The organism is Sphingobium sp. YBL2 (genome assembly GCF_000943805.1).
Classification (GTDB): Bacteria; Pseudomonadota; Alphaproteobacteria; order Sphingomonadales; family Sphingomonadaceae; genus Sphingobium; species Sphingobium fuliginis.
Map to the genome: position 1 here is coordinate 1,365,345 of NZ_CP010954.1, position 24,862 is coordinate 1,390,206.

General features: G+C 66.3%; 16 protein-coding genes. 10 read left to right on the forward strand and 6 right to left on the reverse strand.

All coding sequences use genetic code 11. The annotated features are described in order from the left end of the window. Nucleotides 1-15 precede the first annotated feature (15 nt). The 3 genes from TZ53_RS06510 (at nt 16) to TZ53_RS06520 (ending at nt 5,080) form a co-directional block, all read left to right on the forward strand. Nucleotides 16-3,645, forward strand: coding sequence for an autotransporter domain-containing protein (locus TZ53_RS06510; protein WP_238320132.1), 3,630 nt, complete (start codon nt 16-18; stop codon nt 3,643-3,645). Between the two features lie 164 nt (nt 3,646-3,809). Next, nucleotides 3,810-4,613, forward strand: a complete 804-nt coding sequence (gene xth / locus TZ53_RS06515) for an exodeoxyribonuclease III (protein ID WP_044660766.1) — start codon at nt 3,810-3,812, stop codon at nt 4,611-4,613. Then, complete coding sequence (locus TZ53_RS06520; RefSeq protein ID WP_197565240.1) at nt 4,610-5,080, forward strand: GFA family protein; 471 nt, start codon at nt 4,610-4,612, stop codon at nt 5,078-5,080. The genes xth and TZ53_RS06520 overlap by 4 nt, the downstream gene beginning before the upstream one ends. A 114-nt stretch (nt 5,081-5,194) precedes the next feature. On the opposite strand, the gene TZ53_RS06525 is transcribed toward TZ53_RS06520, so the two are convergent. Genes TZ53_RS06525 through TZ53_RS06535 form a run of 3 tightly spaced genes read right to left on the reverse strand, consistent with a single transcriptional unit; the run spans nt 5,195 to nt 10,614 of the window. Further along, nucleotides 5,195-6,745 carry a sulfatase family protein gene (locus TZ53_RS06525; RefSeq protein WP_084694338.1) on the reverse strand — a complete coding sequence of 517 codons (1,551 nt, stop codon included), beginning with the start codon at nt 6,743-6,745 and terminating at the stop codon, nt 5,195-5,197. Beyond that, on the reverse strand, nt 6,745-8,163 hold the full coding sequence (locus TZ53_RS06530; RefSeq protein WP_052628135.1) for a sulfatase family protein: 1,419 nt from the start codon (nt 8,161-8,163) through the stop codon (nt 6,745-6,747). The genes TZ53_RS06525 and TZ53_RS06530 overlap by 1 nt, the downstream gene beginning before the upstream one ends. A gap of 6 nt (nt 8,164-8,169) precedes the next feature. Then, nucleotides 8,170-10,614 (reverse strand): TonB-dependent receptor, encoded by a 2,445-nt coding sequence (locus TZ53_RS06535; RefSeq protein WP_044660768.1) that lies wholly within the window; start codon nt 10,612-10,614, stop codon nt 8,170-8,172. Nucleotides 10,615-10,873: 259 nt separating this feature from the next. On the opposite strand from TZ53_RS06535, the gene treF reads away from it, so the two are divergent. The 7 genes from treF to TZ53_RS06570 all read left to right on the forward strand — a co-directional run bounded on the left by treF (nt 10,874) and on the right by TZ53_RS06570 (nt 21,164). Beyond that, complete coding sequence (gene treF / locus TZ53_RS06540) at nt 10,874-12,454, forward strand: alpha,alpha-trehalase TreF (protein WP_238320133.1); 1,581 nt, start codon at nt 10,874-10,876, stop codon at nt 12,452-12,454. A 127-nt stretch (nt 12,455-12,581) separates the two neighbouring features. Next, nucleotides 12,582-12,794: a DUF2934 domain-containing protein gene (locus TZ53_RS06545; protein ID WP_025550207.1), complete on the forward strand. Its 213-nt coding sequence runs from the start codon at nt 12,582-12,584 to the stop codon at nt 12,792-12,794. Between the two features lie 30 nt (nt 12,795-12,824). Continuing rightward, nucleotides 12,825-14,930, forward strand: coding sequence for a glycogen debranching protein GlgX (gene glgX / locus TZ53_RS06550; protein ID WP_044660770.1), 2,106 nt, complete (start codon nt 12,825-12,827; stop codon nt 14,928-14,930). Further along, the gene (treZ, locus tag TZ53_RS06555; protein ID WP_044660771.1) at nt 14,927-16,636 is read left to right on the forward strand and encodes a malto-oligosyltrehalose trehalohydrolase; all 1,710 of its coding nucleotides are present in this window, start codon (nt 14,927-14,929) and stop codon (nt 16,634-16,636) included. Before glgX ends, treZ begins: the two co-directional genes overlap by 4 nt. Then, nucleotides 16,633-18,348: a 4-alpha-glucanotransferase gene (malQ, locus tag TZ53_RS06560; protein WP_044660772.1), complete on the forward strand. Its 1,716-nt coding sequence runs from the start codon at nt 16,633-16,635 to the stop codon at nt 18,346-18,348. Before treZ ends, malQ begins: the two co-directional genes overlap by 4 nt. Next, nucleotides 18,345-20,762: a malto-oligosyltrehalose synthase gene (gene treY / locus TZ53_RS06565; RefSeq protein ID WP_044660773.1), complete on the forward strand. Its 2,418-nt coding sequence runs from the start codon at nt 18,345-18,347 to the stop codon at nt 20,760-20,762. The genes malQ and treY overlap by 4 nt, the downstream gene beginning before the upstream one ends. 90 nt (nt 20,763-20,852) lie before the next feature. After that, a complete protein-coding gene (locus tag TZ53_RS06570; protein WP_044660774.1) occupies nt 20,853-21,164 on the forward strand; it encodes a hypothetical protein in 312 nt (103 codons plus the stop codon). A 36-nt stretch (nt 21,165-21,200) separates the two neighbouring features. Here the strand turns inward: TZ53_RS06570 and TZ53_RS06575 are convergent, their stop codons facing one another. From TZ53_RS06575 to TZ53_RS06585, 3 genes are all read right to left on the reverse strand, one after another. Then, complete coding sequence (locus tag TZ53_RS06575; RefSeq protein WP_044660775.1) at nt 21,201-21,968, reverse strand: SDR family NAD(P)-dependent oxidoreductase; 768 nt, start codon at nt 21,966-21,968, stop codon at nt 21,201-21,203. 117 nt (nt 21,969-22,085) lie between these two features. After that, nucleotides 22,086-22,931 (reverse strand): metallophosphoesterase, encoded by an 846-nt coding sequence (locus TZ53_RS06580; protein WP_044660776.1) that lies wholly within the window; start codon nt 22,929-22,931, stop codon nt 22,086-22,088. Between the two features lie 83 nt (nt 22,932-23,014). Further along, nucleotides 23,015-24,859, reverse strand: coding sequence for a cytochrome c3 family protein (locus TZ53_RS06585; protein ID WP_044660777.1), 1,845 nt, complete (start codon nt 24,857-24,859; stop codon nt 23,015-23,017). Nucleotides 24,860-24,862: the final 3 nt, after the last annotated feature.

A 24,862-nucleotide genomic window follows, 5' to 3' on the forward strand; every position in this document is an offset into this window, starting at 1 on the left:
CTTTTCCTGGGGGGCATGATGATGACGCCCGCCGAAGCGGAGGCGCAGACGGCGCTCCGCTTCTGGGATGGCAGCGATCCTGAACTGCACGCCAATGGCGCCATAGACGGGGGGGCCGGCCTCTGGCGCATGACGGAACCGAGCTGGACCGACAGCAACGGCGTCATCAACGGCCCGATGCGCCCGGTGCCCGCCTTTGCGATATTCCAGGGAAGGCCGGGAACGGTCACCATAGACGACAGCCAGGGCGTGCCGTCCGTCACCGGCATGCTGTTCCGGTCGGACGGCTATCGCCTCACCAGCGGGTCGTTGAAGCTGGACGGCGGCGCCTATACCTCGATCCGGTCGGAAATGGGCGCCACCACCCGGATCGATGCGGAACTGACCGGCACGGGCGGGGTGTTCTTCAACGATCTGGGCACGGTCGTGCTGACCGGCAAGAACAGCTATCTGGGCAACACGCGGGTCGATGGCGGCACCGTCATCGGCAATGTCCATTCGATCCGGGGCAATCTGGAAAATGGCGGCACCGTGATCTTCGGCCAGGAGGAGGACGCGACCTTCGCCGGGAATGTCAGCGGGGTGTTCAGCTTCTGGGGATATATGATCAAGCAGGGCGCGGGCGCCCTCACGCTGGGCGGCGGCAATGCACTGAACTGGCGGGTGGACGAGGGGCGGCTGATCGCCCGCGCCCAGGGATTTGGCGGCGATGCCGAAATCGGCGGTGGAGGTGCGCTGACCTTCTCCTCCGGCAACATAACGGGCGCGGAAACGGTATATCCCTATCGGCTATCCGGCAGCGGGGGATTCGACGTGACCGGCTCCGCAACGCTCTTGATGACCGGGCAATCGGGCGATTTCACTGGCGCCACCCGCGTCGAAGGCAGCGCATTGCGGGTCGATGGCGCGCTGGGCGGCACGCTTCGCCTTTCCGACGGCGGCGTGCTGAGCGGCACGGGCCGGGTCGGCGCGGTCGATGTCGGAGGCGGCGGCCGCCTGCTGGGCAGGGGTGGCGACACGCTCCACATGGCCAGCCTGAAGCTGGGTTCGGGATCGGTCGTCGTGGCCGCCCTGCGCCGGTCGGGCGATCCGGCATTGTTCGATATAGCCGGGAACCTGACACTCGACGGCATCCTCGACCTTGGCGGCAGCGATCCTCTGGAAGACGGCCTCTACCGGCTGTTCAGCTATGGCGGGCAGTTGACCGATCATGGCCTGGAACTCGGCGCCCCGCCGCCCGGACAGGTTCCAGGCAGGCTGTCGGTTCAGACGGCGACGGCGGGCCAGGTGAACCTGCTGTCCGGCGCGTCCGCACGCCCGCTGCTTTTCTGGGATGGCGGCGATCCAACGCGCCATTCCGATGGCAGGGTGGATGGCGGGCCCGGCACATGGCGCGCCGGGACGCCGGACTGGACCGGGGAGGATGGCGCGAGTAGCCGCACAGCCGATCCCGCAGCCTTCGCCATCTTTGCCGGGCGTGGCGGACAGGTGGTCCTGGACGGCAGCGCGGGGGCATTGTCGACCGCAGGCATGCAGTTCGCCGTGACCGGCTACCAACTGTCGGGAAGCGGGCTGACGCTGACGGGAGGCGACCGCACGGTCATCCGGGTCGGTGACGGAAGCGTCTGGAGCACAACGATGACCGCCGAAATCGCGGTGGCTCTTTCGGGCAACACCACGCTCGTCAAGCAGGACGCGGGCACGCTGATCCTGTCGGGCGTGAACGGCTATGCCGGCAATACGGAGGTTGCGGCGGGCACGCTGGTCGGCAATGCGCTGTCGATCCGCGGCGACATATCGAACGCGACGACAATAGTGTTCGACCAGCGAACCAATGAAGGCTTTGCCGGTGGCATCCGCCCGCTTGGCGGCATTGCGGGCCGGATGGTGAAGCGCGGCAGCGGCGTTCTGACGCTCATGGGAGCAAGCACGCTGGACTGGCGGCTGGAAGAAGGGCGGCTGGCCACCGCCGCCAGCCGCTTCACCGGCGACGCCGTTCTGAACCCGGGCGCCGAACTGCTGTTCGAGGAACCGGGCGACAGCCGCTATGCAGGCACGCTGGCGGGTGCCGGCCGCTTCATCAAGGCAGGAACCGGCGATCTGACGCTGACCGGCGGATCGCGGGATTTTACCGGCGCCACGCAAGTGCGGTTCGGTCGCTTGACGGTCGACGGCGCGCTAGGCGGCGCGCTGGCGGTGGAGGGCGGCAGCCTTCTGGCGGGACGGGGCCGCCTGGGCTCGGTGCGGATCGCACCGGGAGGGATAATGGCGCCGGGGCCAGGCATCGCGACACTCACGGTGGAAGGCGATCTGGAACTGTCGCCGAGCAGCCGTACGGAGATCGAGGTCGATCCATCGGGCACGGTCACTGACCGCATCGATGTGCTGGGCGCGGCGACGCTTGGCGGCACGGTGGCGCATATCGGCGCGAACGGCGCATATCGGCCAAGCGCGACCTATACCATCCTCACCGCCCAGGCTGGAATCCGGGGGCGGTTCGACACGGTCACCTCCTCCTTCGCCTTCCTGACGCCGAGCCTTGGCTATTCGGCCAATGCGGTCACCCTGACGCTCAGGCGCAACGACGTCCGGTTCGATGAGGTGGCCGCCACGTCCAACCAGCGCGCCGCCGGAGCCGCGCTCCAGACACTGGGTTCGGGCAATGCGGCCTATGACGCCGTGCTGCTGAGCGATGCGGACACGGCGCGCAATGCCTTCGACCGGCTCTCCGGGGCGTTCCACGCCTCGATCCATACGGCGCTGGTGGAGGCCAGCGGCCTTTCGCGCGATGCCACGCTGGAACGGCTGCGCGGTCCGGCCGACGACCGGCCTGGGCCTGCCTATTGGGTGAAGGCGCTTGACGAATGGGGCAACCGGCGGGGCCATGACAATGCGTCGGCCGTGGCGCAAGGTTCGTCGGGCGCCTTGTTCGGGGCCGAATGGCAGGTGCCGGAAACGACGCTGCGGCTGGGTATCGTCGGCGGCCATCATCGCGCCGCCATGAGGGCGCAGGGCTATGCCGACATCGACAGCTACCATGCCGGTTTCTATGGCGGCGCTGCGCTGGCGCCAGTCACGCTGCGTGGCGGTCTTATCGTCAGTTGGCAGGACATTGATGCGCGACGCTCGGTCGCCTTCGCTGGGTTCGCGGATAGCCTCAGCACACGGTACCGCGCCACGACGACCCAGGCCTTTGCCGAGGCGGCCCATCGCTTCGCCCTGTCCGCCGGAGCGCTGGAACTTTTCATCAGCATGGCGCATGTGCAGCTTCGGGTCGGAAAAGGGCAGGAAAGCGGCGGCAGCGCGGCGCTGGCATTGGGCGGGGATTCGATGCGGACCAGCTTCGCGACCGCCGGTCTGCGCGGCGACACCCGGCTGCAATGGGGCGCTTCATCGCTGACGCTGCGCGCCTCGGCCGGTTGGCAGCATGCTTTCGGAGATCAGCTTCCGGTGGTGGGAGCCGCCCTGGGCGGCCAGCGTTTCCATGTGACGGGCCTGCCGATCGCTCGCGACACGCTGGTCAGCGAGATCGGGCTGGAAGCGGCGGTGGGATCGAACATGCGGATCAATCTCGGCTACAGCGGCGCGCTCTCGCCGGCCAGTCAGAACCATGCCGCGCGGGCGGGGCTGCTATGGCAATTCTGACGAAGAAAGCCGCGCCGCATGGATAATGGCCGAAGAAGCGACATGAGGGCGGAACGAGTCCCGCGGACGGGCGTCTCCTGAATCACCATGAAGACAGGCGACGATATTTTGGCGCGAGATGCGGCAGTCATGGCCCATGACGCCCGCCGGCAGCCGCCCGGGCCGTGAAGGTCGCGACCTACAATGTGAACGGGGTCAACGGCCGGCTCCCTGTCCTGTTTCGCTGGCTGGCCGAGGCGCGGCCTGACATCGTCTGCCTTCAGGAACTCAAGGCGCCCGACGAGAAGTTTCCGGAAGGGCCGATCCGTGACCTTGGATATGATGCGGTCTGGCATGGCCAGAAAAGCTGGAACGGCGTGGCGATCCTCAGCCGCGTCGGCGAAATCCACGAAACCCGCCGCGGCCTGCCCGGCGATCCCGACGACAGCCACAGCCGCTATATCGAGGCGGCGGTGAACGGCATCCTCATAGGCGGCCTCTATCTTCCCAACGGCAATCCCCGCCCCGGCCCCAAGTTCGACTATAAGCTCCGCTGGTTCGACCGGCTGATCGACCATGCCGCCGGGTTCATCGACCAGCGACTGCCGGTCGTACTCGCCGGCGACTTCAACGTCATGCCCACGGACCTCGACGTCTATAAGCCGGAACGCTGGCGCGACGACGCGCTGTTCGCGCCGGAGGTCAGGGCGGCCTATTTCCGCCTGCTCGACCAGGGCTGGACGGACAGCCTCCGCACGCTTCATCCCGATGAAACCATCTACACCTTCTGGGATTATTTCCGGAACGCCCATGCGCGCAATGCGGGGCTCAGGATCGATCACCTGCTGCTCAGCCCAGCCCTTTCGAGCCGGCTCGTCGCCGCCGAAGTGGATCGCGACGTGCGCGGCTGGGAAAAGACCAGCGACCATGCGCCGGTCTGGATCGAACTGGCGGATGCGCCGCCGCCCCGCGCCAGGGAGAAGGGATGATGAACGCCTCTGCCATGCTTTCCGGCGGCTGCGCCTGCGGCGCGGTGCGTTATGCGCTTCATTCCCCGCCCTTCGATGCAGGTTATTGCCACTGCCGGCTATGCCAGTTGACGAGCGGCGCGCCGGTCATGGCGTTCGCCACGGTTCCGGTCGGGGACTTTCGCATCGTCGCGGGCGAACGCGCCGTCCGCCGGTCCTCCAACTTTGGCGAGCGCGGCTTTTGCGCCGCGTGCGGAACGCCTCTCACCATGCAGGTCGATCACCAGCCCGACACGATCGACTTCACGATTGCCACGCTTGACGATCCCTCCGCCCTTGCCCCTCAATTCCACATCTGGGATGCCAGCCGCATTCCATGGTTCGAAATGGCCGATGCCTTGCCGCGCCATGCCGGTTTCCGACCCCATACGGTGGGACTGGACGATGGCGTTTCCGGCGGCGATTCCTCGGCCGGCAGAGGTGCATAGCTGTCGTCGAGCGCAACGAGTTCGGGCGCGCGGTGATGGCGGCGTCGGCAACGGTTCGATGACCAATTTCATCTTCCGGTCCCCTTCCGTCCGCCCCGCCCTATCTTCGCGTCGCTATCTTCCCGATGGCCGATAGAAGCGCGGCGGGAAAGGGGCGGCCGGCGAGCCTTTGGGATCGCGCAGTTCGTTCCGCTCCCCGGCATCCGGGCTGAGCGGAATCTGCATGCCGCCCGTTTCCTCCAGCATCCGGAACAGCTTCGCGCTCATCCGTTCGGCCAGTTGCTCATGCCCCGGCCTGGCCAGCAGATTGTCGCTCTCCTGCGGATCGGCCGCCAGGTCGTACAGTTCGTCCACGTCCCAGATGCCGTGGAAGTGGATATATTTATACCGATCCTCGCGCAGGGCATGGACGGTCGGCGTCTGCGGGAAGTTGCGTTCCCAATAATATTCATAAACCAGATCCTTGCGCCACGGGACCGCCCGTCCCTGCGCCAGCGGCAACATGTCCATGCCGGCAAGCCCATCCGGCGCCTCCAGCCCCGCGGCGGCGAGCATGGTGGGCGCAACGTCGAGATTGGCGACGATGTCCTCCACCGTCCGCGGGCCGAAGAGGGAGGGGCAACGCATCAGCATCGGCACGCGCATCGATTCCTCATAGGCGGCGCGCTTGTCGATCAGCCCATGTTCCCCGAACATGAACCCATTGTCGCCCATATAGAGGATCAGTGTGTCGTCCAGATCGCCCCTTCGTTCCAACAGGTCCATGATACGCGCCAGTCCTTCGTCGACGGCCAGCAATGTTTCCATATAGCGCTTGTAATAATCGGCGATGTCGAGCTTGCCGTGATAGGCATAGTCGACGCCGTGCCAACTGTTGCGCTGGTTTTCGACCCACATCGGCCGGCCCGGAACATCTGGCTTCATCGTGTCCGGATAGCGGAACGTCTCCCCGGAATAGCGCCCTGCATGCCGCTCGGCGGGAATAAACTCCGAATGGACGGCCTTGTGCGCCAGATGCATCATCCACGGGCGCTTGCCGTCGCGCTTGCCGATCCAGTCCATCGCATAGTCGGTCAGTTCGTCGGTGATATAGCCCCTTTGCGGCACCTTGCGGCCATTGACGTTCAGGCCATCCTCGCCCGGCAGATAGGTGCCCTGCCCCTTGAAGCTGACCCAATGGTCGAAGCCGGGCTGGGGCTGGTCCGTTTCCTGCCCCATGTGCCATTTGCCGATGAAGGCGGTCTCATAGCCCGCCTGCCGGAGATATTCGGGATAGTAGATGAGGCCGGCCGGTATCGGATGATTATTGTCCACCACCCTGTGCTGATGCGCATAGAGCCCCGTGAAGATCGTGGCGCGACTGGGCGAACACAGGGCGGTGGTGACGAAGGCGTTCCTGAAATGCACCCCCTCCCGCGCCAGCCGGTCCAGCGTCGGCGTCTCCCCGAAGGATTGCGCCTTCATGAAGCCGATCGCGTCGTAGCGATGATCGTCGGTGAGGACGACCAGGATATTCTTCGGCCTGGTCCCTGCGCGGCGGCGCAGCTTCAACCGCTTCTTTTTGGCCGGAACGGCCGCGGCATCCGCCGCCGCCCAACTGTAAAGACCGAATGCCCCCGCGCTGCCGGCCAGCAACAGGCCGCGCCGGTCCAACTCGTCCGCCATCACGGCCGTCCCATATGCGAATAGGGATCGGTCTGTCCGGCCAGCCAGGGGTCTTTGGTCGCCGCCCGCATGGCATGCAGACGTTCGGCCAGCGTCCGCTTCACCCCGGCATAGGCGGGATCGGCGGCGACGTTCCCCAGCTCATCCGGATCGCGCGTCAGGTCGTAAAGCTCCTCCGCGTCCCGCTTGATATAGGCTGCCTGCGTCCTCTTCCCCAGGCGGATGGCGGGATCGGCGCTGATCGCCTTCCACGCCGGAGAACCCGCCACGTCTCCGGCGATGGGATAGTCCAGCGGCGAGGCGAGGTTGAGAATATAGCTGTGCGTCCGCGTGCGGATGGCCCGCATGGGATAATATTGGTTGATCTCATGAAAGTCGTGGCTGGCGAACACGGCGTCGCGTTGCGGATCGGCGCGACGGCCCAGCAGCGGCAGCAGCGAACGGCCGGAAAGCGCATAGGCGGTCGGCGCGGCGACGCCGGTCCATTCCAATATGGTCGGCGCGATGTCGACCCAGCTCACCATCGCATCGTTGACCGCGGTCGCGCTTCCCGGGGCGCGGATGATCAGCGGCAGGTGCAGTCCGGCGTCGTAGAGATTGGTCTTCGCGCCGGGAAAGGGCCGCCCATTGTCGCTGAGGAAGATCACCAGCGTATCGTCGGCGCGGCCGGTCGCGGCAAGATCGTCCAGGACCATGCCGACCCCGCTGTCCAGACGGCTGACGGACTCATAATATTCCGCCAGGTCGGCTCTGATGGCCGGCAGATCCGGCAGATGGGACGGAACGGGCACTTTGCGCGGATCGTAGCGGGCCGGCTTCACGCCCGGCCATGGCCGGTCATTGCCATAATCGACGGCGGCGCGATGCGGATCGCTATAGGCGATGGTAACGAAGAAAGGCCGATCGTCCGTGGAGCGGATGAAGCTGGACGCCGCAATCGCCAGTTCGCGGACATCGCGGATGCCCGACCGTTCGGGCACAAGTTCCGCCTCATAGGGAAAGGCCGAGTCCGGCCCCACATGCTTCTTGCCCACAAGCGCCGTCGCATAGCCCGCCCGCCGCAGGAGCGAGGGCAGCGTTTCTAGTCCCGGCAGCAACGACTGGTGATGGATGTCGTGCTGGAGCCCGTACATGCCGTTCTGGTGCGTGTAGAGCCCGCTATTGATCACCGCCCGGCTGGGACTGCAGGAGGATACGGCGGCAAAGCCCTGGGTGAAGCGCGTCCCCTCCCCCGCCAGCCGATCGATGCGCGGGGTGCGGATCGGCACGCCATAGCAGCCGAGGTCCAGGCCCTGATCGTCGGAAATCAGCAGCAGCACGTTGCGCGCCCTGCCCCGCCGCGTCTGGGACAGGCCGGCCGGGGCGACGGACGCTGCCGCCGCCCCGGCCATTCCCTTCAGAAGGTCGCGCCGGTCCATCAGCGATCAGAAATTGACCGCGGCGCTGAACCGGAAGGATCGGCCCAGGATCGGGCGCGCCAGGATCGGGCCGGAGCCTTGCCCGCCGATGATGCGCGGATTGCCCTCCGTTAATCCGATCTCGTCGGTCAGGTTGTTGCCCGTGACGGCCAGGCGGATGCGGTCGTTGACGGTAACGGCCACGCCCGCGTCAAGCTGGTAGAAATTCGGCAGCAACTGGTTGTTCTCCGGATCGGAGAAGCGGTCCCCGGTATATTGCAGCGTCGCGAAGACGGAGGGTTTGAGGCTGCCCACCGTCACTTCATAGGCAGGGGTGACGCGCCAGGCCCATTTGGGCTGCCGCTGCACGCGGTTGCCGGTGTTGTCGATCGTGCCGCCGCCGCTGAAAAAGCCGCGATAGGTGGCGTCCAGCCAGGTCAGCGCGCCGGAAATGCTGAACCCCTCGAACGGCCGCAGCGCGCCTTCCAGTTCCACGCCCGTCGCCTTCGCGCCGCCATTCGAACTGATCGGCACATTGTTGATCAGCGTCGTGGTGGCAAGACCATCGAACTTGTTGTGGAACACCGTCGCATAGAGATTGGCGAGGGCAGTCGATATTTTCACGCCTGCCTCATAGGTATCCACCTCGGCAACGGCGGCAAGGCCGGTCTTGTCTGCAATATTGGTGGCGGACGCCTCGCGCAGATTGTCGAATTGCGGGAAGCTGTTGCCCCGGCTGTACCGGGCGAACACACCGATCTCCCGGCTGAAATCGTAATTCGCGCCGACGGTCCACGACCAGGCCGAGTCCCGGTAACGGATTGAGCGTGGCGGCCCCAGCCGAGTAATCGCATTGTCGTACAATGTGTTGGGATTGCCATCCAGATCGAACGAACCGCCATCGGCCGATGTGCTGAGCGTCGCATCGACCACATGGCGCTGCCACCGCACGCCGCCATCCACGCGCAGTTCGGGCGTGATCTGCAATTCATCCACCGCGTAGAAAGCATAGTCCTTGCCCTCATAATTGCCGCGCACCTGGAAGGCGGGCCCGCTGGAGAAACCGTTGAGCGTCGCTGCCTGCAACACCCCGGCTCCACTGGTCAGCGTCATGTCGAGCCGCCGCGCATTGGGTTCCGCCTGCAACAGCACCTGATTGCCCAGCACCCATTGGTCGCGGGTGGTGTAGTCCGCGAAATAATAGCCGCCGGTCAGCTTGTTGTTGCCCGATGCCCATTCCAGCGCGCTGTCCGCGACGAAGGAGGAGATTTTCTTGCGCACTTCCCAGATGCCGGCGCGCAGCACCTGCGTATTGGCTCCGGTCGGAACCACGCCACCGCCATTGGCATAGGTGAGCGAGGCCAGCGTCGCGCCCGTTCCGCCCAGCGTCTGCGCCATGGCGGAAGCGGCCACCGGCGCCGCCACCGGCACCAGCCCGACCGTGTCGGCGCGCCCGCCCAGGAAGCTCATGCGCTCGCGGAAACGCAGCCCGTCGACCAGTTCGTAATCGAAGGTGATGCCGGTGTTGATCACCTTGGCCCCGCGTCCGTCGGCCAGATCGACGGCGCGCCCGACCAGATTGGTGACGCGGCGCGTATCCGGACCGTTCAGCGTGTCCGTCCCGGCATCGAAGCCCGGATAGGCGCTGATCTTGCCGCCGTTCGAGACGACGGGGATCGGCAGCAGCCACTGGCCGTGATCGTTGAGATAGCGGGCATATACCTCCACGGAACCGCGGCCGCCAAAGTCATGATGGATGTTCGCGGTGATCTGGCCGCCCTTTTCCGCCCGATAGCGCGGATCGCGAATGCCGTTGCCCTGCGCGTAGAAGCCGCCGACCATGAAACCCGTGTCGGGGCCGAGCGGGCCGGAGACCCAGGCGTCGCCGCGAATCTCGTCATAATCGGTATAGGAAATCTTGGCGGAACCCTTGAAATCCGCCCCGCCGATCCGCGGCACGACGTTTACGGTCAGGCCCGGCTGGCCGCTGGAGAAGAGGGAGCCGGTGCCGCCGCGCACCGCTTCGACGCGCTGCACCGTCTCGTCCAGCCGGATGAGTTGCGAGTTTTCCAGGAAGGACAATGTCGGCGGCGGAAAGATCGGCACGCCGGCAAGCTGGAAGGTCACGAACTGCGCGTCGCCACCCGACGGATAGCCGCGCACGAAGATATTGGCGCCGTTCTGGCCACCGGAGCTTTCCGCCATGACGCCCGGCACGGTGCGCAGAAGGTCGGCGGTGCTGTTGGGCGCCGCCCGCGTGATCGCTTCGCTATTGAGCGAGGTGACGGCGAAGGACGCATCCTGCCGCCGCGTGCCCGCGCCGGCGGTGCCGACGACCACGATCTCCACGTCGCTGGCTTCTTCCGGCGGAGCGGCGCTGCCGCCTGCAACCTGGGCCAGGGCGGGAAAGGCGGTGAAAAAGGCGCTGACGGTAACACCCGCCATCAGGCGGCGTTGAAGGCTTTTCGGCATGACTTCCTCCCTCTTCCGAAGTCGGCGCGATCGATGCCCCGCCGATCTGCCGCTGACATACTGCATCTATTTTCGATGACGGAATGGAAAGTGCATCCATAGCCGCTATGCTCTTCTTTTTTCCGCGCAATCGTTGCATTAATGTCTCAATGGAGAGAGGTTTTCCTTTGATCCCTCCGGTGAAGAGAGCGAGAAGAAGCCGGTCCGCGCGGCACGGGAGCGCATCATAATAAAGTCTTCGGTCAAGGAGAGAGGAACCATGCACGTCCGATCGGCCATGAAGTCGTCGCCCTGGCGGCGTATCGTCATGCTGGCTGCAATATTGACGCTGCCGGCGTCGATTTCGGCCCAAACCTCCCCGGCGGAGATTTATGGCGACCTGTTCCGGGCCGTGCAAACGCAGCGGCTGTTCCCCGACGGCAAGACCTTCGTCGACGCAGTGCCCCGGCGCGCGCCGGACGCGATCATGGCCGATTTCCGAAGCAGCAGGCCGCAGGACAAGGAAGCGCTGCGCAGCTTCGTCCTTGCCAATTTCGCCGTGCCGGGCGTCAATGACCGTAACGCCGGCACCCTGCGCCGGCACATCCGGACGCTCTGGCCCACGCTGGTGCGCCAGCCCGAAGCCGTGGCGCCGGGCAGTTCCGCCCTGCCGATGGAGGCGCCCTATGTCGTGCCGGGCGGCCGCTTCCGCGAAATCTATTATTGGGACAGCTATTTCACCATGCTCGGCCTGGCCGTCGACGGGCAGCAGCCGCTGATCGAATCCATGCTGACGGATTTCACGGCGGCCATCGAGCGCTATGGCCATATTCCCAACGGCATGCGCAGCTATTATCTGGGCCGGTCGCAGCCGCCCTTTTTCGCGCTGATGCTGGGCCTGTCGAAACAGGGCGATCCCACGGTCGACGCCCGACGGCTTGCCGCGTTGCGCCGCGAATATGATTATTGGATGAGGGGCGCCAGCTGTGTCGACGCCGGCGGCGCATGCGCGCGGGTCGTCAAAATGCCGGACGGCACGCTGCTCAACCGCTATTGGGACGATGTTCCGCAGCCCCGCGACGAATCCTATGCCGAAGATGTGGCGACGGCGGCAGAGGACCGGACGCGCCCCGCCCAGGCGCTCTACCGCCATCTGCGCGCCGGGGCGGAAAGCGGATGGGACTTCAGCAGCCGCTGGCTAGCGGACCCGCGCCGGCTTTCATCGATCCGCACCGCCGACATCGTGCCCGTCGACCTCAACAGCCTGATGCTGATCGTGGAGGAGACCATCGCCCGCCGTTGCGGCGAAGCGCGGGACGGCGCCTGCGCCGATCGCTTCACCCGTCTGGCAAGGCAGAGGCGCGGAGCGCTGGACCGCTATTTCTGGGTAGCGCGCGAGGGCCGCTATGCCGATTGGGACCGCACCGCCCGCAAGCCGACGCCGGTTCTGTCGGCCGCCACGCTCTACCCGCTGTTCGCCGGCGCCGCTTCGCCCGCCCAGGCGAAGGCGGTCGGCGCGACCGTGCGGAGCCGGTTGCTGGCGGTGGGCGGGCTGCGCACAACGACGCTGCGCACCGGCCAGCAATGGGATACGCCCAATGGCTGGGCGCCGCTGCAATGGATCGCGATTGCGGGACTTGAGCGGTCGGGTGAAGCCGCGCTGGCGCGCGAAATCGCCAGGCGCTGGCTGGGCACGGTGACGGCCGCCTATGTCGAGACCGGCCGGATGCTGGAAAAATATGATGTGGAGGAACGCAAGCCCGGCGGCGGCGGCGAATATCCGACACAGGACGGCTTCGGTTGGACCAATGGCGTGACCAGCGCGATCATGGAGAAATATCCCGAACTTGCTACCGAATGACGCGCAATGGCGCTGGGCGGGGCTGACGTCCGGGCTGAAATTTTACTGATCCAGATCAGACCGCGCATCCTATTCGCATCCCGCGCATTTGACCGAGGCAGCCATCAGGGCCGCCGAGGGAGGCTCCATGCCGGACGATACCGAAGACAGGATTCGCGAGCGCGCCTATGCCATATGGGAGGCGCAGGGCCACCCCGAAGGATTGGCCGAGGATCATTGGCGGCAGGCCGAGGCGGAGATCGGCGGACTTCCGGAGGACAGCACCCTCCCCAATCCGCTGGCGACCGGTGCCGCCGCCGAGCTGCTCTCCAGGCCCGCCTCCCGAACGAAATCGGCCTGATCCGTCCATTCCAGCATAGCCGGAGCCCGCTTGAGCCAATATCCCGACCGCCTTGAGGGCGGATCACCCTACCCCCTGGGCGCCACCTTCGACGGGTTGGGCGTCAATTTCGCCCTTTTCTCCGCCAATGCAGACCGGGTTGACCTTTGCCTGTTCGATCCGAAAGGCCGCAAGGAAATCGCCCGCCTGACCCTGCCGGAATGCACGGATGAGGTCTGGCACGGCTATCTTCCCGATGCGCGGCCCGGCCTGCTCTATGGCTATCGCGTGCACGGACCCTATGCGCCGGAACAGGGGCATCGCTTCAACCCGAACAAGCTGCTGCTCGACCCCTATGCCCGGCGCCTGTCGGGCAGCCTGCGATGGAACGACGTGCTGCACGGCTATCCGGTACGGGGGCGGCGCACCGATCTGGGCTTCGACCGGCGGGACAGCGCGGCGGCCATGCCCAAGGCGGTGGTGACTCATGACAGTTTCGACTGGTCCCGCGACGTGCGGCCCAACGTGCCCTGGTCGGAAACCGTCATCTACGAAGCCCATGCGAAGGGACTGACCAAATTGCTGGAGGCCGCGCCGCCGCAGGAACGGGGCACCTTCGCCGCGCTCGCGCACCCCAGGGTCATCGACCATATGAAGCGACTGGGCGTCACGACGCTGGAGCTGATGCCGATCCACGCCTTCGTGCAGGACCGCTTCCTTCAGGAAAAGGGGCTGCGCAACTATTGGGGCTATAACACGCTCAGCTTCTTCGCGCCGGAACCCAGCTATTTCGCCGGGGATACGCATGATGAACTGCGCGTCGCGGTGCGCCGGCTGCATGCCGCGGGGATCGAGGTCATTCTCGACGTCGTCTATAATCATAGCTGCGAAGGGAGCGAACTGGGGCCGACCCTGTCCTGGCGCGGTATCGACAATGCGACCTATTACAGGCTGGTGCCGGGCGAGCCACGCTATTGCCTGAACGACACCGGCACCGGCAACACCTTCAAACTGACCCATGCCCGCGTGATCCAGATGGTGGCGGATTCGCTGCGTTACTGGGCGACCAGCTTCGGCGTCGACGGTTTCCGCTTCGACCTGGGGCTGACGCTGGGGCGCACCGACCATGGGTTCGATCCCAATGCCGGGCTGTTCGACGTGCTGCGGCAGGACCCGATATTGGGCCGGCTGAAGCTGATCGCGGAACCATGGGACGTCGGCATGGGCGGATACCAGCTCGGCAATTTCCCGCCGGGTTTTGCCGAATGGAACGACCGCTTCCGCGACACCACCCGCCGCTTCTGGCGCGGCGATCCGGGGCAGCGCGCCGATCTCGCCGCGCGGCTTTCCGGGTCCGGCGACCTGTTCGACCGCCGCGCCCGCCGGCCCTGGGCCAGCGTCAATTTCCTCACCAGCCATGACGGCTACACGCTGGCCGACCTCATTTCCTATGAGGAGCGGCATAATGAGGCCAATGGAGAGGATAATCGCGACGGGCATGACAATAATCTCTCGCGCAACTGGGGCGCGGAGGGACCGACAGACGATCCCGCCATCAACGACACGCGCAACCGGGTACGGCGGGCCATGCTGACGACGCTGCTCGCCTCGCTCGGCACGCCGATGCTGGTGGCGGGGGACGAGTTCGGGCGGACCCAGGGCGGCAACAACAATGCCTATTGCCAGGATAATGAGATAAGCTGGCTCGACTGGTCGATGATGGAGGGCGAGGCCGGCCAGGCCTTGTTCGACTTCACCGCCCGGCTAATCGCCCTGCGCAGGAGCCATCCCGTGCTGCGCGCATCGACCTTTCTCTACGGCCAGGACGGCCCGGGCTCCGGTGTGGGCGACATCGAATGGTGGGACGAGCGCGGGAACCCGCTGAGCGAGGAGGACTGGAACAATCCGGAGGGGCGCGCGCTGGCGATGCGCCGCGCGCACCGATTGGAGGACGGACGGGTAGAGGCCCTTTCGTTGCTGTTGAACGCCAGCGATGCGCCCATCGACTTCCACCTGTCGGCGCCCTCCGCTTCGCATGAAGTGCTGATCGACAGCGCCCAGCCCGAGCGGGAATCGTTCGAGATCGCCGGCGATTATGGCGTGCAGGCCCATTCGGCCGTGCTGGTGCGCTGGGTGGGCGAGAAGCCGGACGCATGACGCTCTGGGGCCCTGTCGAACTGGAAGAAGGCCGCTGGCGCTTCCGCCTCTGGGCACCGGACCGGGATGCGGTGACGCTGGAGATCGAAGACGCCGCGCCGATCGCCATGGCCGCGCAGGCGGACGGATGGTTCCTTGCCGAAGCGCCCGCCGGGCCCGGAACGCGCTACCGCTTCCGCCTCGATCCGGAACGGGCGGTGCCCGACCCCGCCTCCCGACGGCAATCCGGCGGAGTCCATGGGTGGAGCGTCATCACGGCGCTCGACCCGCCGGCCGAAAGCTGGCGCGGCCGTCCCTGGACCGAAACGGTCATCTATGAAATCCATGCCGGTCTTGCAGAGGGCTTCGCTGGAGTCCGGGCCCGGTTGCCGGAACTTGCGGAACTGGGCGTGACAGCGATCGAACTGATGCCGGTCAATGCCTTCAGCGGGGCACGGAACTGGGGTTATGACGGTGTCCTGCCCTTCGCCCCGGCCGAAGCCTATGGCTCGCCGGAAGACCTGCGCGCGCTGGTCGATGCCGCCCATGGCCATGGCCTCATGATCTTCATGGACGTGGTCTATAATCATTTCGGGCCGGACGGAAATTATCTCGGCGCCTATGCCTCGCCCTTCTTCCATGCGGAGCGGCATACGCCCTGGGGTGGCGCGGTCGCCGTGGACCGTCCTCCGGTCGCCGCCTTCTTCCGCGAAAACACGCTGATGTGGCTCAACGACTATGGCTTCGACGGTCTGCGCTTCGATGCCGTCCATGCCATAGGCGACGACCGGTTCCTCGACTGGCTAGCGGGTGAAATCCGCAGCGCCATCGGCCCCCAGCGCCATGTCCACCTGATGCTGGAAAATGAACGCAACGATCCCGACCGGCTCATGCCCGGCCGCCGCTATGACGCGCAATGGAACGACGATTTCCACAATGTCCTGCATGTGCTGCTGACCGGCGAGCGGGACGCCTATTATGCCGACTTCGCCCGGCAGCCTACGGAAAAGCTCGCCCGCTGCCTCGAACAGGGCTTCATCTATCAGGGCGAAGCCTCGCCGCACCAGCAGGGCAGGACGCGGGGCGCACCCAGCGGGCATCTGCCGCCCACGGCCTTCATCGCCTTCCTCCAGAATCACGATCAGGTCGGCAACCGGGCGATGGGCGAGCGGATCATCGACCTGACCGATCCGGCGCGGCTCAGGGCGGCGACGGCGCTGCTGCTGCTGATGCCGCAAATCCCGATGCTGTTCATGGGGGAGGAGGTGGGCGCGCGCAGCCCGTTCCTCTTCTTCACCGATTTCCATGACGAACTGGCCGATGCCGTGCGCGAGGGGCGGCGGCGTGAATTCGCCGGTTTTGCCGGCTTTTCCAGCGCGGAAGCCCGCGCGCGCATTCCCGACCCCAATGCCATTGAGGCTTTCGGGCAATCCCGCATCGCTGCGGGCGAGGATGCGGAGGAATGGCGCACCCTCTACCGCAATCTGCTTGCCCTGCGCCACGCCTATGTCGTGCCCGGTCTGGAGGGATGCCGCGCAATGGGCGCCCGGGCGCTGTCCCCGAACTGCGTCAGCGCCCGGTGGCGGCTGGGAACAGGCCGCCATCTTTCCATTCTGCTCAATCTGGGCGACGCACCCGTCGATCCGATCCTGGCCGATCCACCCCTGTTCGCCACCAATTCCCCCGGCGCCCCTGCCAGCTTCGCCGCCTGGATCGAGGAGCCATGAGCGACCTTCACCGCCTTGCCGCCGAAGCCGGGCTGATGCGATGCTGGACCGATGCCGATGGCGCGCGGCAGGAGGTCAGCGACGGCAGCCTGCGCGCCATATTGACGGCGCTGGACCTGCCGGCCGGGACGCCGGAGGAGATCGCCAGAAGCAGGGCCTCGCTCCGCCACCGGCTGGATCGCCTGCCGGCCATGATCACGGCGGACCGGAACAAGCCCATCCCCCTGCCCGACCGGCTGCATGACGCGCAATTGCTGGACGAAGCAGGCCATGCCGTCGACATCGGCATGGACAGCCTGCGTCGATCCGGCGTGGCGGAACCGGGCTATTACCGCCTGGAATCCGCACAGGGCAGCATCCGCATCGCCATCGCGCCGGATCGCTGCCCGCCGATAGGCCGCCGTTGCTGGGGTGTCGCCATCCAGATCCCATCCCTTCGCGGCTCCGGCGATTTCGGGGATTTCGGCACGCTTTGCGAGGCGGTGCGGCTGCTGGGCGCGAAGGGCGCCGATGCCGTGGCGATCAGCCCGGTCCATGCGCTGGACGACCCTGCCCGCTTCGCGCCCTATTCCCCTTCCAGCCGCCTTGCCCTCAACATCCTTTTCGGGGAAGCCGAGCCCATAGCCGCAGCGGATGGATCGGACCTGATCGACTGGAGCAAGGCCGGCCCGGCCAAATTGGCGGCGCTCCGCCGGACTGTCGGCGGTGACGACGCCGGCTTGTTGCAATCCCATGCCCGGCGTGGATTGGATGCCGTCCAGCAAGCGGCGCGGGAGGCGGGCATGGCCATCGGCCTCATCGCCGATCTTGCCGTCGGCGTCGATCCCGGCGGCAGCGACGCCCGATCCGATCCCGCCGCCTTTCTTCAGGGATTGCGGATCGGCGCGCCGCCCGACCCGCTCGGCCCCCGGGGGCAGGATTGGGGGCTGACGGGCTTTAGCCCGCTGGCGCTGGTCGAACGGGGTTTCGAACCCTTCATCGCCATGTTGCGCGCCAATATGCCCGCGGGCGGCGGCATCCGCATCGACCACGGCTTTGGCCTGCAACGGCTCTGGGTCGTGCCGGAGGGACGGGCGGCGAGCGAAGGCGCCTATCTCCGCTATCCGTTCGACGATCTGCTGCGGCTGGTGAAGCTGGAAGCGTGGCGCGCCCGCGCCATCGTGATCGCGGAAGATCTGGGCACCCGGCCTGCAGGCTTCAGCGCCGCGCTGGAGGCGGCGGGCATCCATGGCATGGCGGTGCTGCCCTTCTCGCGCGATGAGGCTGGCGAATTCCTGCCCGCCGCCGCCTATCCGGCGCGATCGGTGGCGATGAGCGGGACACATGACACGCCGACGCTGGCGGGCTGGTGGACCGGACGCGATCTTGAGTGGAGCCACCTGCTGGATCGCGGCGGGGACGGCGGGGCGGAGCGGGACCAGAACCGCAAGGCGCTGTGGCGCGCCATCGGTGAAGCAACGCCCATGCCCGCGAAAGACGATCCGGACATGGTGATCGACCGGGCGCTCGCCTTTCTGGCCGGGACGCCTTCGTCCCTGCTTCTTGTTCCGATGGAGGATATGGTCGGCATGATCGAACAGCCCAATCTGCCGGGCACCGTCGACACGCATCCCAATTGGCGGCGGCGCCTGCCCGACAGGATGGAAAAGCTGCTCGACCGGCCGGATGTATCCCGCCGCATCGACCGGCTGAACCGGGAGCGGGGCGCTTGATCCCGCGCGCTACCTACCGCCTGCAACTGACCCGCGACTTCCCCTTCACGGCGGCGGAGGACATCGTCCCCTATCTGGCGGCGCTGGGGGTGAGCCATGTCTATGCATCCCCGATCACGATGGCGCGCAGCGGATCGAGCCATGGCTATGACGTGATCGATCCGACCCGCATCAATCCCGAACTGGGGGGCGAAAGCGGCTTCCGCAGCCTCGTCGCCGCGCTTCGCGCGCGGGGCATGGGCATCGTCATCGACATCGTGCCCAATCACATGGGCGTGGCGGGCGGCGAAAACCCTTATTGGAACGACGTTCTTCGCCTTGGGCCGGATAGCCCCTATGCGGGCTGGTTCGACATCGACTGGCAGAGCGGTCCGCTGGTGCTGCCGCTGCTGGGCGCGGCCCTGACCCAAGCGATCGAGGATGGCGACATCAGGCTTTCAGCCGGAAACGATCCGCACCTGCTGCTCTATGGCGACCAACGGCTGCCGCTAAAGCCCGGATCGCTGGAACAGGAACCTGACGAGCTGCGCCGCCTGCTGGACATGCAGCATTACCGGCTGGTCCACTGGCGCGCCGCCAATGACCTGCTGAACTGGCGGCGCTTTTTCTCGATCAACGATCTGGCGGGCCTGCGGATCGAGGACGCCGCCATATTCCATGCCACGCACCGGCTATATTTCGACCTGTTCCGGGAGGGGCTGATCGACGGCGTGCGGGTCGACCATGTCGATGGCCTGTCCGATCCCGCCGCCTATTGCCGGTCCCTGCGCGCCGCATTCGATGCGATCCGTTCCGGACCGGATCGCGCCTATATCGTGGTGGAGAAGATCCTGGCCGCGGACGAGCCGCTTTCGCCCGATTGGGGAGTCGACGGCACCAGCGGCTATGATTTCATGAGCGACATGACGGCGCTTCTCCACGATCCGTCCGGTGAAGCGCCGCTCCGGGCGTTGTGGCAGAACCTCGACCCCAATCATGGCGATCCGGCCAGGGTGGTGCTGGAGGCGCGCCGCGACATGCTGTCCTGGCAGTTCGAAGGCCAGCTTGCCGGCTGCGTCGCTGCGTTCGCTGCCCTTGCCGGTTCGGCGCGGACCGCCGACGCCGCGCTGGAAGCCGTCACCCCCGCAATGATCCGCAGGGCGATCGAACGGCTGCTCTGGGTCTTTCCCGTCTATCGCACCTATGGCGACGGCCGCGCTGCGCCGATGAGCGACGCGACGGTCCGCGAACGGGCCTGGAACGCCGTTCAGCCGCACCTCCCCCCCGGCGAGGCGGAGGTGGCAAGGCATATCCTTGATTGGTTGGGAGGCACTGGTCCGGGCGATGCCGATTGCGCCGCGGAGGCCGTGCGGCGCTTCCAGCAGCTTTCCGCACCCATCGCCGCCAAGGGCGTGGAGGACACCGCCTTCTACCGCTACGCCCCGCTGCTATCCGCCAATGATGTGGGCGCCGATCCGGAACGGTTCGCCCTTTCTCCGGAGGAATTTCACCGAAGGGTGCAGGCCCGTGCAGAGGTCTTTCCCCATGCCATGCTCGCGACGGCGACCCATGACCATAAGCGCGGGGAGGATGTTCGTGCCCGGCTTGCGGTGCTGAGCGCCGTCCCGCGACTGTGGGAGGAGGCGGTCGGCCGATGGTCGCGCATGGCGGACGAATGCGGCGCGGACGTTCATCCCGCTGATCGTTACCAGCTCTTTCAGACGCTTTTCGGCGCCTGGCCGGCATCGGCCGATCAGGCTTTGCCGGAGGATTTTCCCGGCCGTATTTCCGGCTGGCTTGAAAAGTCCCTCCGCGAAGCGCGGCTGCGATCGAGCTGGGAACAACCCGAAGCGGGCTATGAGGCGGACGCCCGGAAGCTGCTGCATCACCTTCTGGCAAAACCGGAATTCACGCAGGACATGGGGGCCTTCGTGGCGCGGCTCCTCCCCGCGGCGCGCGCCGACAGCCTGGTCCAGACCGTCCTTAAATTCACCCTGCCCGGCGTGCCCGACATCTATCAGGGTAGCGAACTGGAAGACCTGAGCCTCGTCGATCCCGACAACCGGCGGCCCGTCGACTATGCACGCCGGCTCCGCCTGTTGGACGAGGGCGACGTGGCAGAGGGGAAGAAGATGGCCCTCATCCAGCGCCTGCTCCGCTACCGGAAGGATCATCCCGACCTGTTCGCGCTGGGCAGCTATCGTCCGCTTTGCCCGGCTGGCCCCCTGGCGGCGCATATGTTCGCGTTCGAACGCCGTCATGCGGGCGTGCGCCTTTGCTGCGCCGTCATGATCCGCTGCGGACGGATTTTGACCGAACAGGGCGCCCTGCCCCCGGCCCAATGGTGGAGCGACAGCCGGTTGGAGGGTGATGTCGATCAGCTGGCAGCCGAAATGTTCGCCAGCACCCCCTATTTCATTAACCTGAGTGAATAAGGAGAAATGTCGAGGAACATAAGCAGGTTCCGCGAGTATACGCCAGAAGCGGCGATCTGTGTACCGGCCGCGTCATGCAAAGCAGGCACGATGATCGACAGCAATATTCTTCCATGGTTGGCAGCCAATAGCGAAAATATCCAGTTGCACTTCAACGCGCATCATGAAAGCCACACAACGGTTGCGCGTCATCTTCTCCACCGCGAGCGGCTCGGCGACGTGCTGCATTTCGCCGGTCAGGACGCTCGCGCCGCCTGCATCGACAGCGGAACGCTCTGGGAATTGAGCATCCGGCATTGGGACGGCAGCGACACGCATCTGGCCGGCCCGTCGCTCGAACAATGTCTGGCGCTGGCTGAGGCCCTTCTGATCTCCTCGACGCGGGGTGCGCTCGCCGCCTGATCGCGGCGGCAGGTCATGTCCGGCAGGCTGCCGCAATCAGGGCAGGCCTATGCCCGTTATCTCCTCCAGCCTCTGAAGCAGCCGGTCCTGAAAGCCGGTGTCGGTCACTTCGCCGGCCGGCTCCTCCATCTGAAGATCGTGCCAATAGCGACCGCTGACCAGCGCCGCCGGGTCGTTGCTGGCGGCAAGCCAAACCTGAGTCCTGCGGCCTGTGTCTATGTCGACGGGCGCGCTGGCCCCGCCCATGCGCGTGCGCACCCATCCGGGGTCGACGGCGCTGCAGACGACATCCGGCCAGCGGCGCGACAGCGCGGCGGCAAGGGCAGCGACATGAAGCTTGGTCTCCGCATAGGCCTTGCCCGCGTCCCATTCGCGCTTTTCCCAGTCGAGATCGTCAAGGGAGCCCTCGCCGCCCCAATGCAGGCTGCTGCTGAGATAGACGAGGCGTGACGGCCGATCGATGAGGGCGGTGAGCATATAGGGCGCCAGGCTGTTCACGGCGAAGATCGTCGCATGTCCCTCTGCAGCCGGTCCCCGGTCCGCCGTGCTGTAGATCCCGGCATTGTGGATGATGGCGTCCATCCTGCCCAGGGCATTGACCTGATCGGCCACGTCGCGTGTTTCGGCGGCGCTGCCGAGATCGCCCACGACAATCCCGCCGGACCGCTTTCCCAGCCCGTCCAGTGCCGCAGCCCGCTCCGGCGAACGCGCATGCAGGATCACCTCATGCCCATCGTCCATCAGCGCTTCGGCGGCGGCACGTCCCAGGCCTTCGGTGCTGCCGGTTATGAAAATGCGCGACATATCGGCTCCTTCCTTTTGCCGGCTTTGCCCCGGCCATATCCAATTGTGAACAAGGATAACGCATGCCGAGGCATCGGGCAGCAGCCCGGAACGGGCCGGCAATGCACAACCCTTGCCTCAGGGCCGCTCGTTCATCAGCGTCCGGACCAGAAGCTGCATGCTGCCGTCGAATTTCGCGAGCATCACATGATCGTCCGCGGTTTCGAAATGGGTGATCAGCCCCTCTTCGGTCCATCGGTGGAGTGCATAGGCCGGCGGATCGGCAACGATCATCGGGCGGTTGTCCGGAGCGTCCGGGTCCATCGGCCGCATGTCGAGGGCAAGCTGCGGCGCGGTCGACGAGCAGATCGCAATGGTCGTGCCTTTCCACGGCGCCACTGCGGATCGGTGAATATGACCGCAGAGGATCGCTTGCAGATTGGGGCGACCGGCGATCGTCGCAGCGAAGCGCCGGACCCAGGCTTCTTCGGGATGGGTGTTCATCCAGTCGATGCCGACCTCCACCGGGGGATGGTGCATGACGATCAGCGTCGGAGTGATGCTGTCCTCGTCCAGCCGCGCGGCGAGCCATTGCGCGCGCCGCTCGCAGAAGGCGCCGCCATGACGCCCCGGCTCCAGCGTGTCGAGCATGATGATCCGCCGCCCATCCTGCACGATCGCATAATGGACGAAGCCATCCTCCTGGGGAATGTGGGGGAAATGCGCGGCGAAATGCGCCCGGTCGTCATGATTGCCCATGCAGGGCCACACCGGGAAGTCGCACTGGCTGAAGGCGTTGGCGAGGCGGCGGTAGCTGTCCGCATCGCCCCGGTCGGTCAGGTCGCCGGTCGCCAGCAACAGATCGGGCCGGTTGGGACCATCATTCAGGGCACGCAGGACCTGGTCCAGCCGCTTGCGGTTGAACTCGGCGGGATTGTCCGGATCGAACCCCAGATGGATGTCCGTGACCTGCGCGATCAGCATTGGTCCTTGCTCCCCTTATTCGTGTCCTCGGCCACTCTTCGGCGCCATCCGCTCCTGCAAAGGCTATGCCCGGTTCCGTCGTTTCAACCGGGCTCCCGCCCGCGCAGCAGCACGCGATAGGCTGATGTGCTCAGCGCCTTCCGCTTGTCGGCCGCATCTTTCCCGATCGAACGGCTGGCGGGAACCCATGGCGCGTCATCGCCGGCATGATAGCTGTGACACATGGCGCAACCCGATGGCACGTCCGCCTTGGCCTTTTCCCCGCCATGGCAGGTGCGGCAACTGTCGATGCCGGGCAGCAGCAGCTGCTTGGCATCGTGCGATTTGGGCGCGGCATGGCAGCTTTCGCATTTCTCGGTCCGGTGTGCGGCATGGTCGAACCAGCCGTTCATCATATAGCGCATCGGCTGATGCACCGGCAGCACCTGCCAACCCGCATTGCCGTTCGTGCCCGGCGGCGTGACGATATGGCAGTCGTAGCAGGCGCCGCCCCTGGAGAAGACCGCCGTGACGGCGTCGTCCGCGCGCGACGGACGTGCCGCCGCCGCCCCGAAATAGGCATGGTAGAGCCGCCCCTGCGCATAATCGCCGGGCCGCCGCCGCGCCGTTCCGCCCAAGGCCGCCGGCTGGGCCGGGCCGGTCGAACGGAAATAGGCCCGCAGGTCCGCGACCACCTGATCCGGCTGGCCGTGGCGCAGCGTGCGGACGGTGCCGCCGATCGTCTCGAAGGCGAGGCTGTGGCACATCTGGCAGTCGCGCTCCATGTCCACTGGCAGGAAGCGCACGCCGTCGGCGGTCGGCTTGTGGCAATCCTTGCAGGCAAGCGCGTCGCCAAAGCCATATTGCGCCTTCATCGTCCGCGCCATTTTCGCGACGCCGCCGCTCGCGGACAGGTGGATGTCGTGCGGGAATTTGAGGCCGCTATCGTCCATCGGCCTGCTGTCGAGCGATGCGCGGGAGAAACGGGGATGCTGGCCCGGCCGCGCCTGCACCAGCGCGGAAAATTGCGGATGGCTGGTGCCGAAATCGGCGGCATTGCCCAGTTTCGTGTCCTTCAGCCGGTCCTTCAGCGTACCGTGGCAGTCGGTGCAGAAGGCCTGCGGCGTCGGCTGCATCGGACCTGCGCCCTCATGTTCGCGGTGGCAGTCGACGCAGGCGCCCTCAGGCGGCTTGCCGAAAGCGGCGGCCACTCCCGCCAGCAGCTTGTCGCCCAGCCCCCCTTCAGCCCGTGCCATGGCGATGCGGGCGGCCGGTGCATGGTCGTGCGCATCCCTGTGGCATGTCTGGCAGGCGCTGTCGCGGACCGAGACGAACGCCTTTCGATGGCAGGTTTCGCAGCGGCCTTCGAGGGCGTGGTGGGCCTGGCTGAGCGGACCGGATGACCAGGCCTTGTCGCCTACCATCTTGTAGATGTTGCGCGTGTCGTCCGCGGGACGACCGGCATAGCTCCAGATCGGAATGGCGAGGAAGCCGATCAGGATCGCCAGCGCCAGCGCCCAGGCCGTCAGCCGCTTGCCGGGCAGCAGGCCGCGCAGGGAGAAGACCTTCGTCTCCTCCTTTTCCTCCGAGGCTTCGGACACGGCGTCGACGCGGCGGATGGAGAGAATGGTCGCGCCGTCGTCGCCCCGCGACAGGGTGACGCGATGACCGCCGAAGCGCAGTTCCGCGCCCTTGGCTGGGTCGATCTCCGCACGCAGCACCGTGCGGCCCTCCAGCTCGAAGCCCAAGGTGCCGGTGGCGCGCACGCGGATGGTGCGTTCGTCGACCTGCTCGATCCGGGCATGGTCGGGCTCCAGCGCCAGGTCGGGCAAGTGGATGTCGCTTTCCGCCGCTCGTCCAAAGGAGAGTTGCGCCTGGGCGATGGTGGCGGCGCGAACGATCTCACGGCCATCGGCGGTGAGGCTGATCTGGCGGACTAGAAAGCTCATCTC

Coding starts and splice junctions, on each gene's coding strand:
- TZ53_RS06510 (WP_238320132.1), top strand. CDS start 16: ATGATGATGACGCCCGCCGAAGCGGAGGCGCAGACGGCGCTCCGCTTC.
- TZ53_RS06520 (WP_197565240.1), top strand. CDS start 4,610: ATGATGAACGCCTCTGCCATGCTTTCCGGCGGCTGCGCCTGCGGCGCG.
- TZ53_RS06525 (WP_084694338.1), bottom strand. CDS start 6,745: ATGGCGGACGAGTTGGACCGGCGCGGCCTGTTGCTGGCCGGCAGCGCG.
- TZ53_RS06530 (WP_052628135.1), bottom strand. CDS start 8,163: ATGGACCGGCGCGACCTTCTGAAGGGAATGGCCGGGGCGGCGGCAGCG.
- TZ53_RS06535 (WP_044660768.1), bottom strand. CDS start 10,614: ATGCCGAAAAGCCTTCAACGCCGCCTGATGGCGGGTGTTACCGTCAGC.
- treF (WP_238320133.1), top strand. CDS start 10,874: ATGCACGTCCGATCGGCCATGAAGTCGTCGCCCTGGCGGCGTATCGTC.
- TZ53_RS06545 (WP_025550207.1), top strand. CDS start 12,582: ATGCCGGACGATACCGAAGACAGGATTCGCGAGCGCGCCTATGCCATA.
- treZ (WP_044660771.1), top strand. CDS start 14,927: ATGACGCTCTGGGGCCCTGTCGAACTGGAAGAAGGCCGCTGGCGCTTC.
- malQ (WP_044660772.1), top strand. CDS start 16,633: ATGAGCGACCTTCACCGCCTTGCCGCCGAAGCCGGGCTGATGCGATGC.
- TZ53_RS06570 (WP_044660774.1), top strand. CDS start 20,853: ATGATCGACAGCAATATTCTTCCATGGTTGGCAGCCAATAGCGAAAAT.
- TZ53_RS06575 (WP_044660775.1), bottom strand. CDS start 21,968: ATGTCGCGCATTTTCATAACCGGCAGCACCGAAGGCCTGGGACGTGCC.
- TZ53_RS06580 (WP_044660776.1), bottom strand. CDS start 22,931: ATGCTGATCGCGCAGGTCACGGACATCCATCTGGGGTTCGATCCGGAC.
- TZ53_RS06585 (WP_044660777.1), bottom strand. CDS start 24,859: ATGAGCTTTCTAGTCCGCCAGATCAGCCTCACCGCCGATGGCCGTGAG.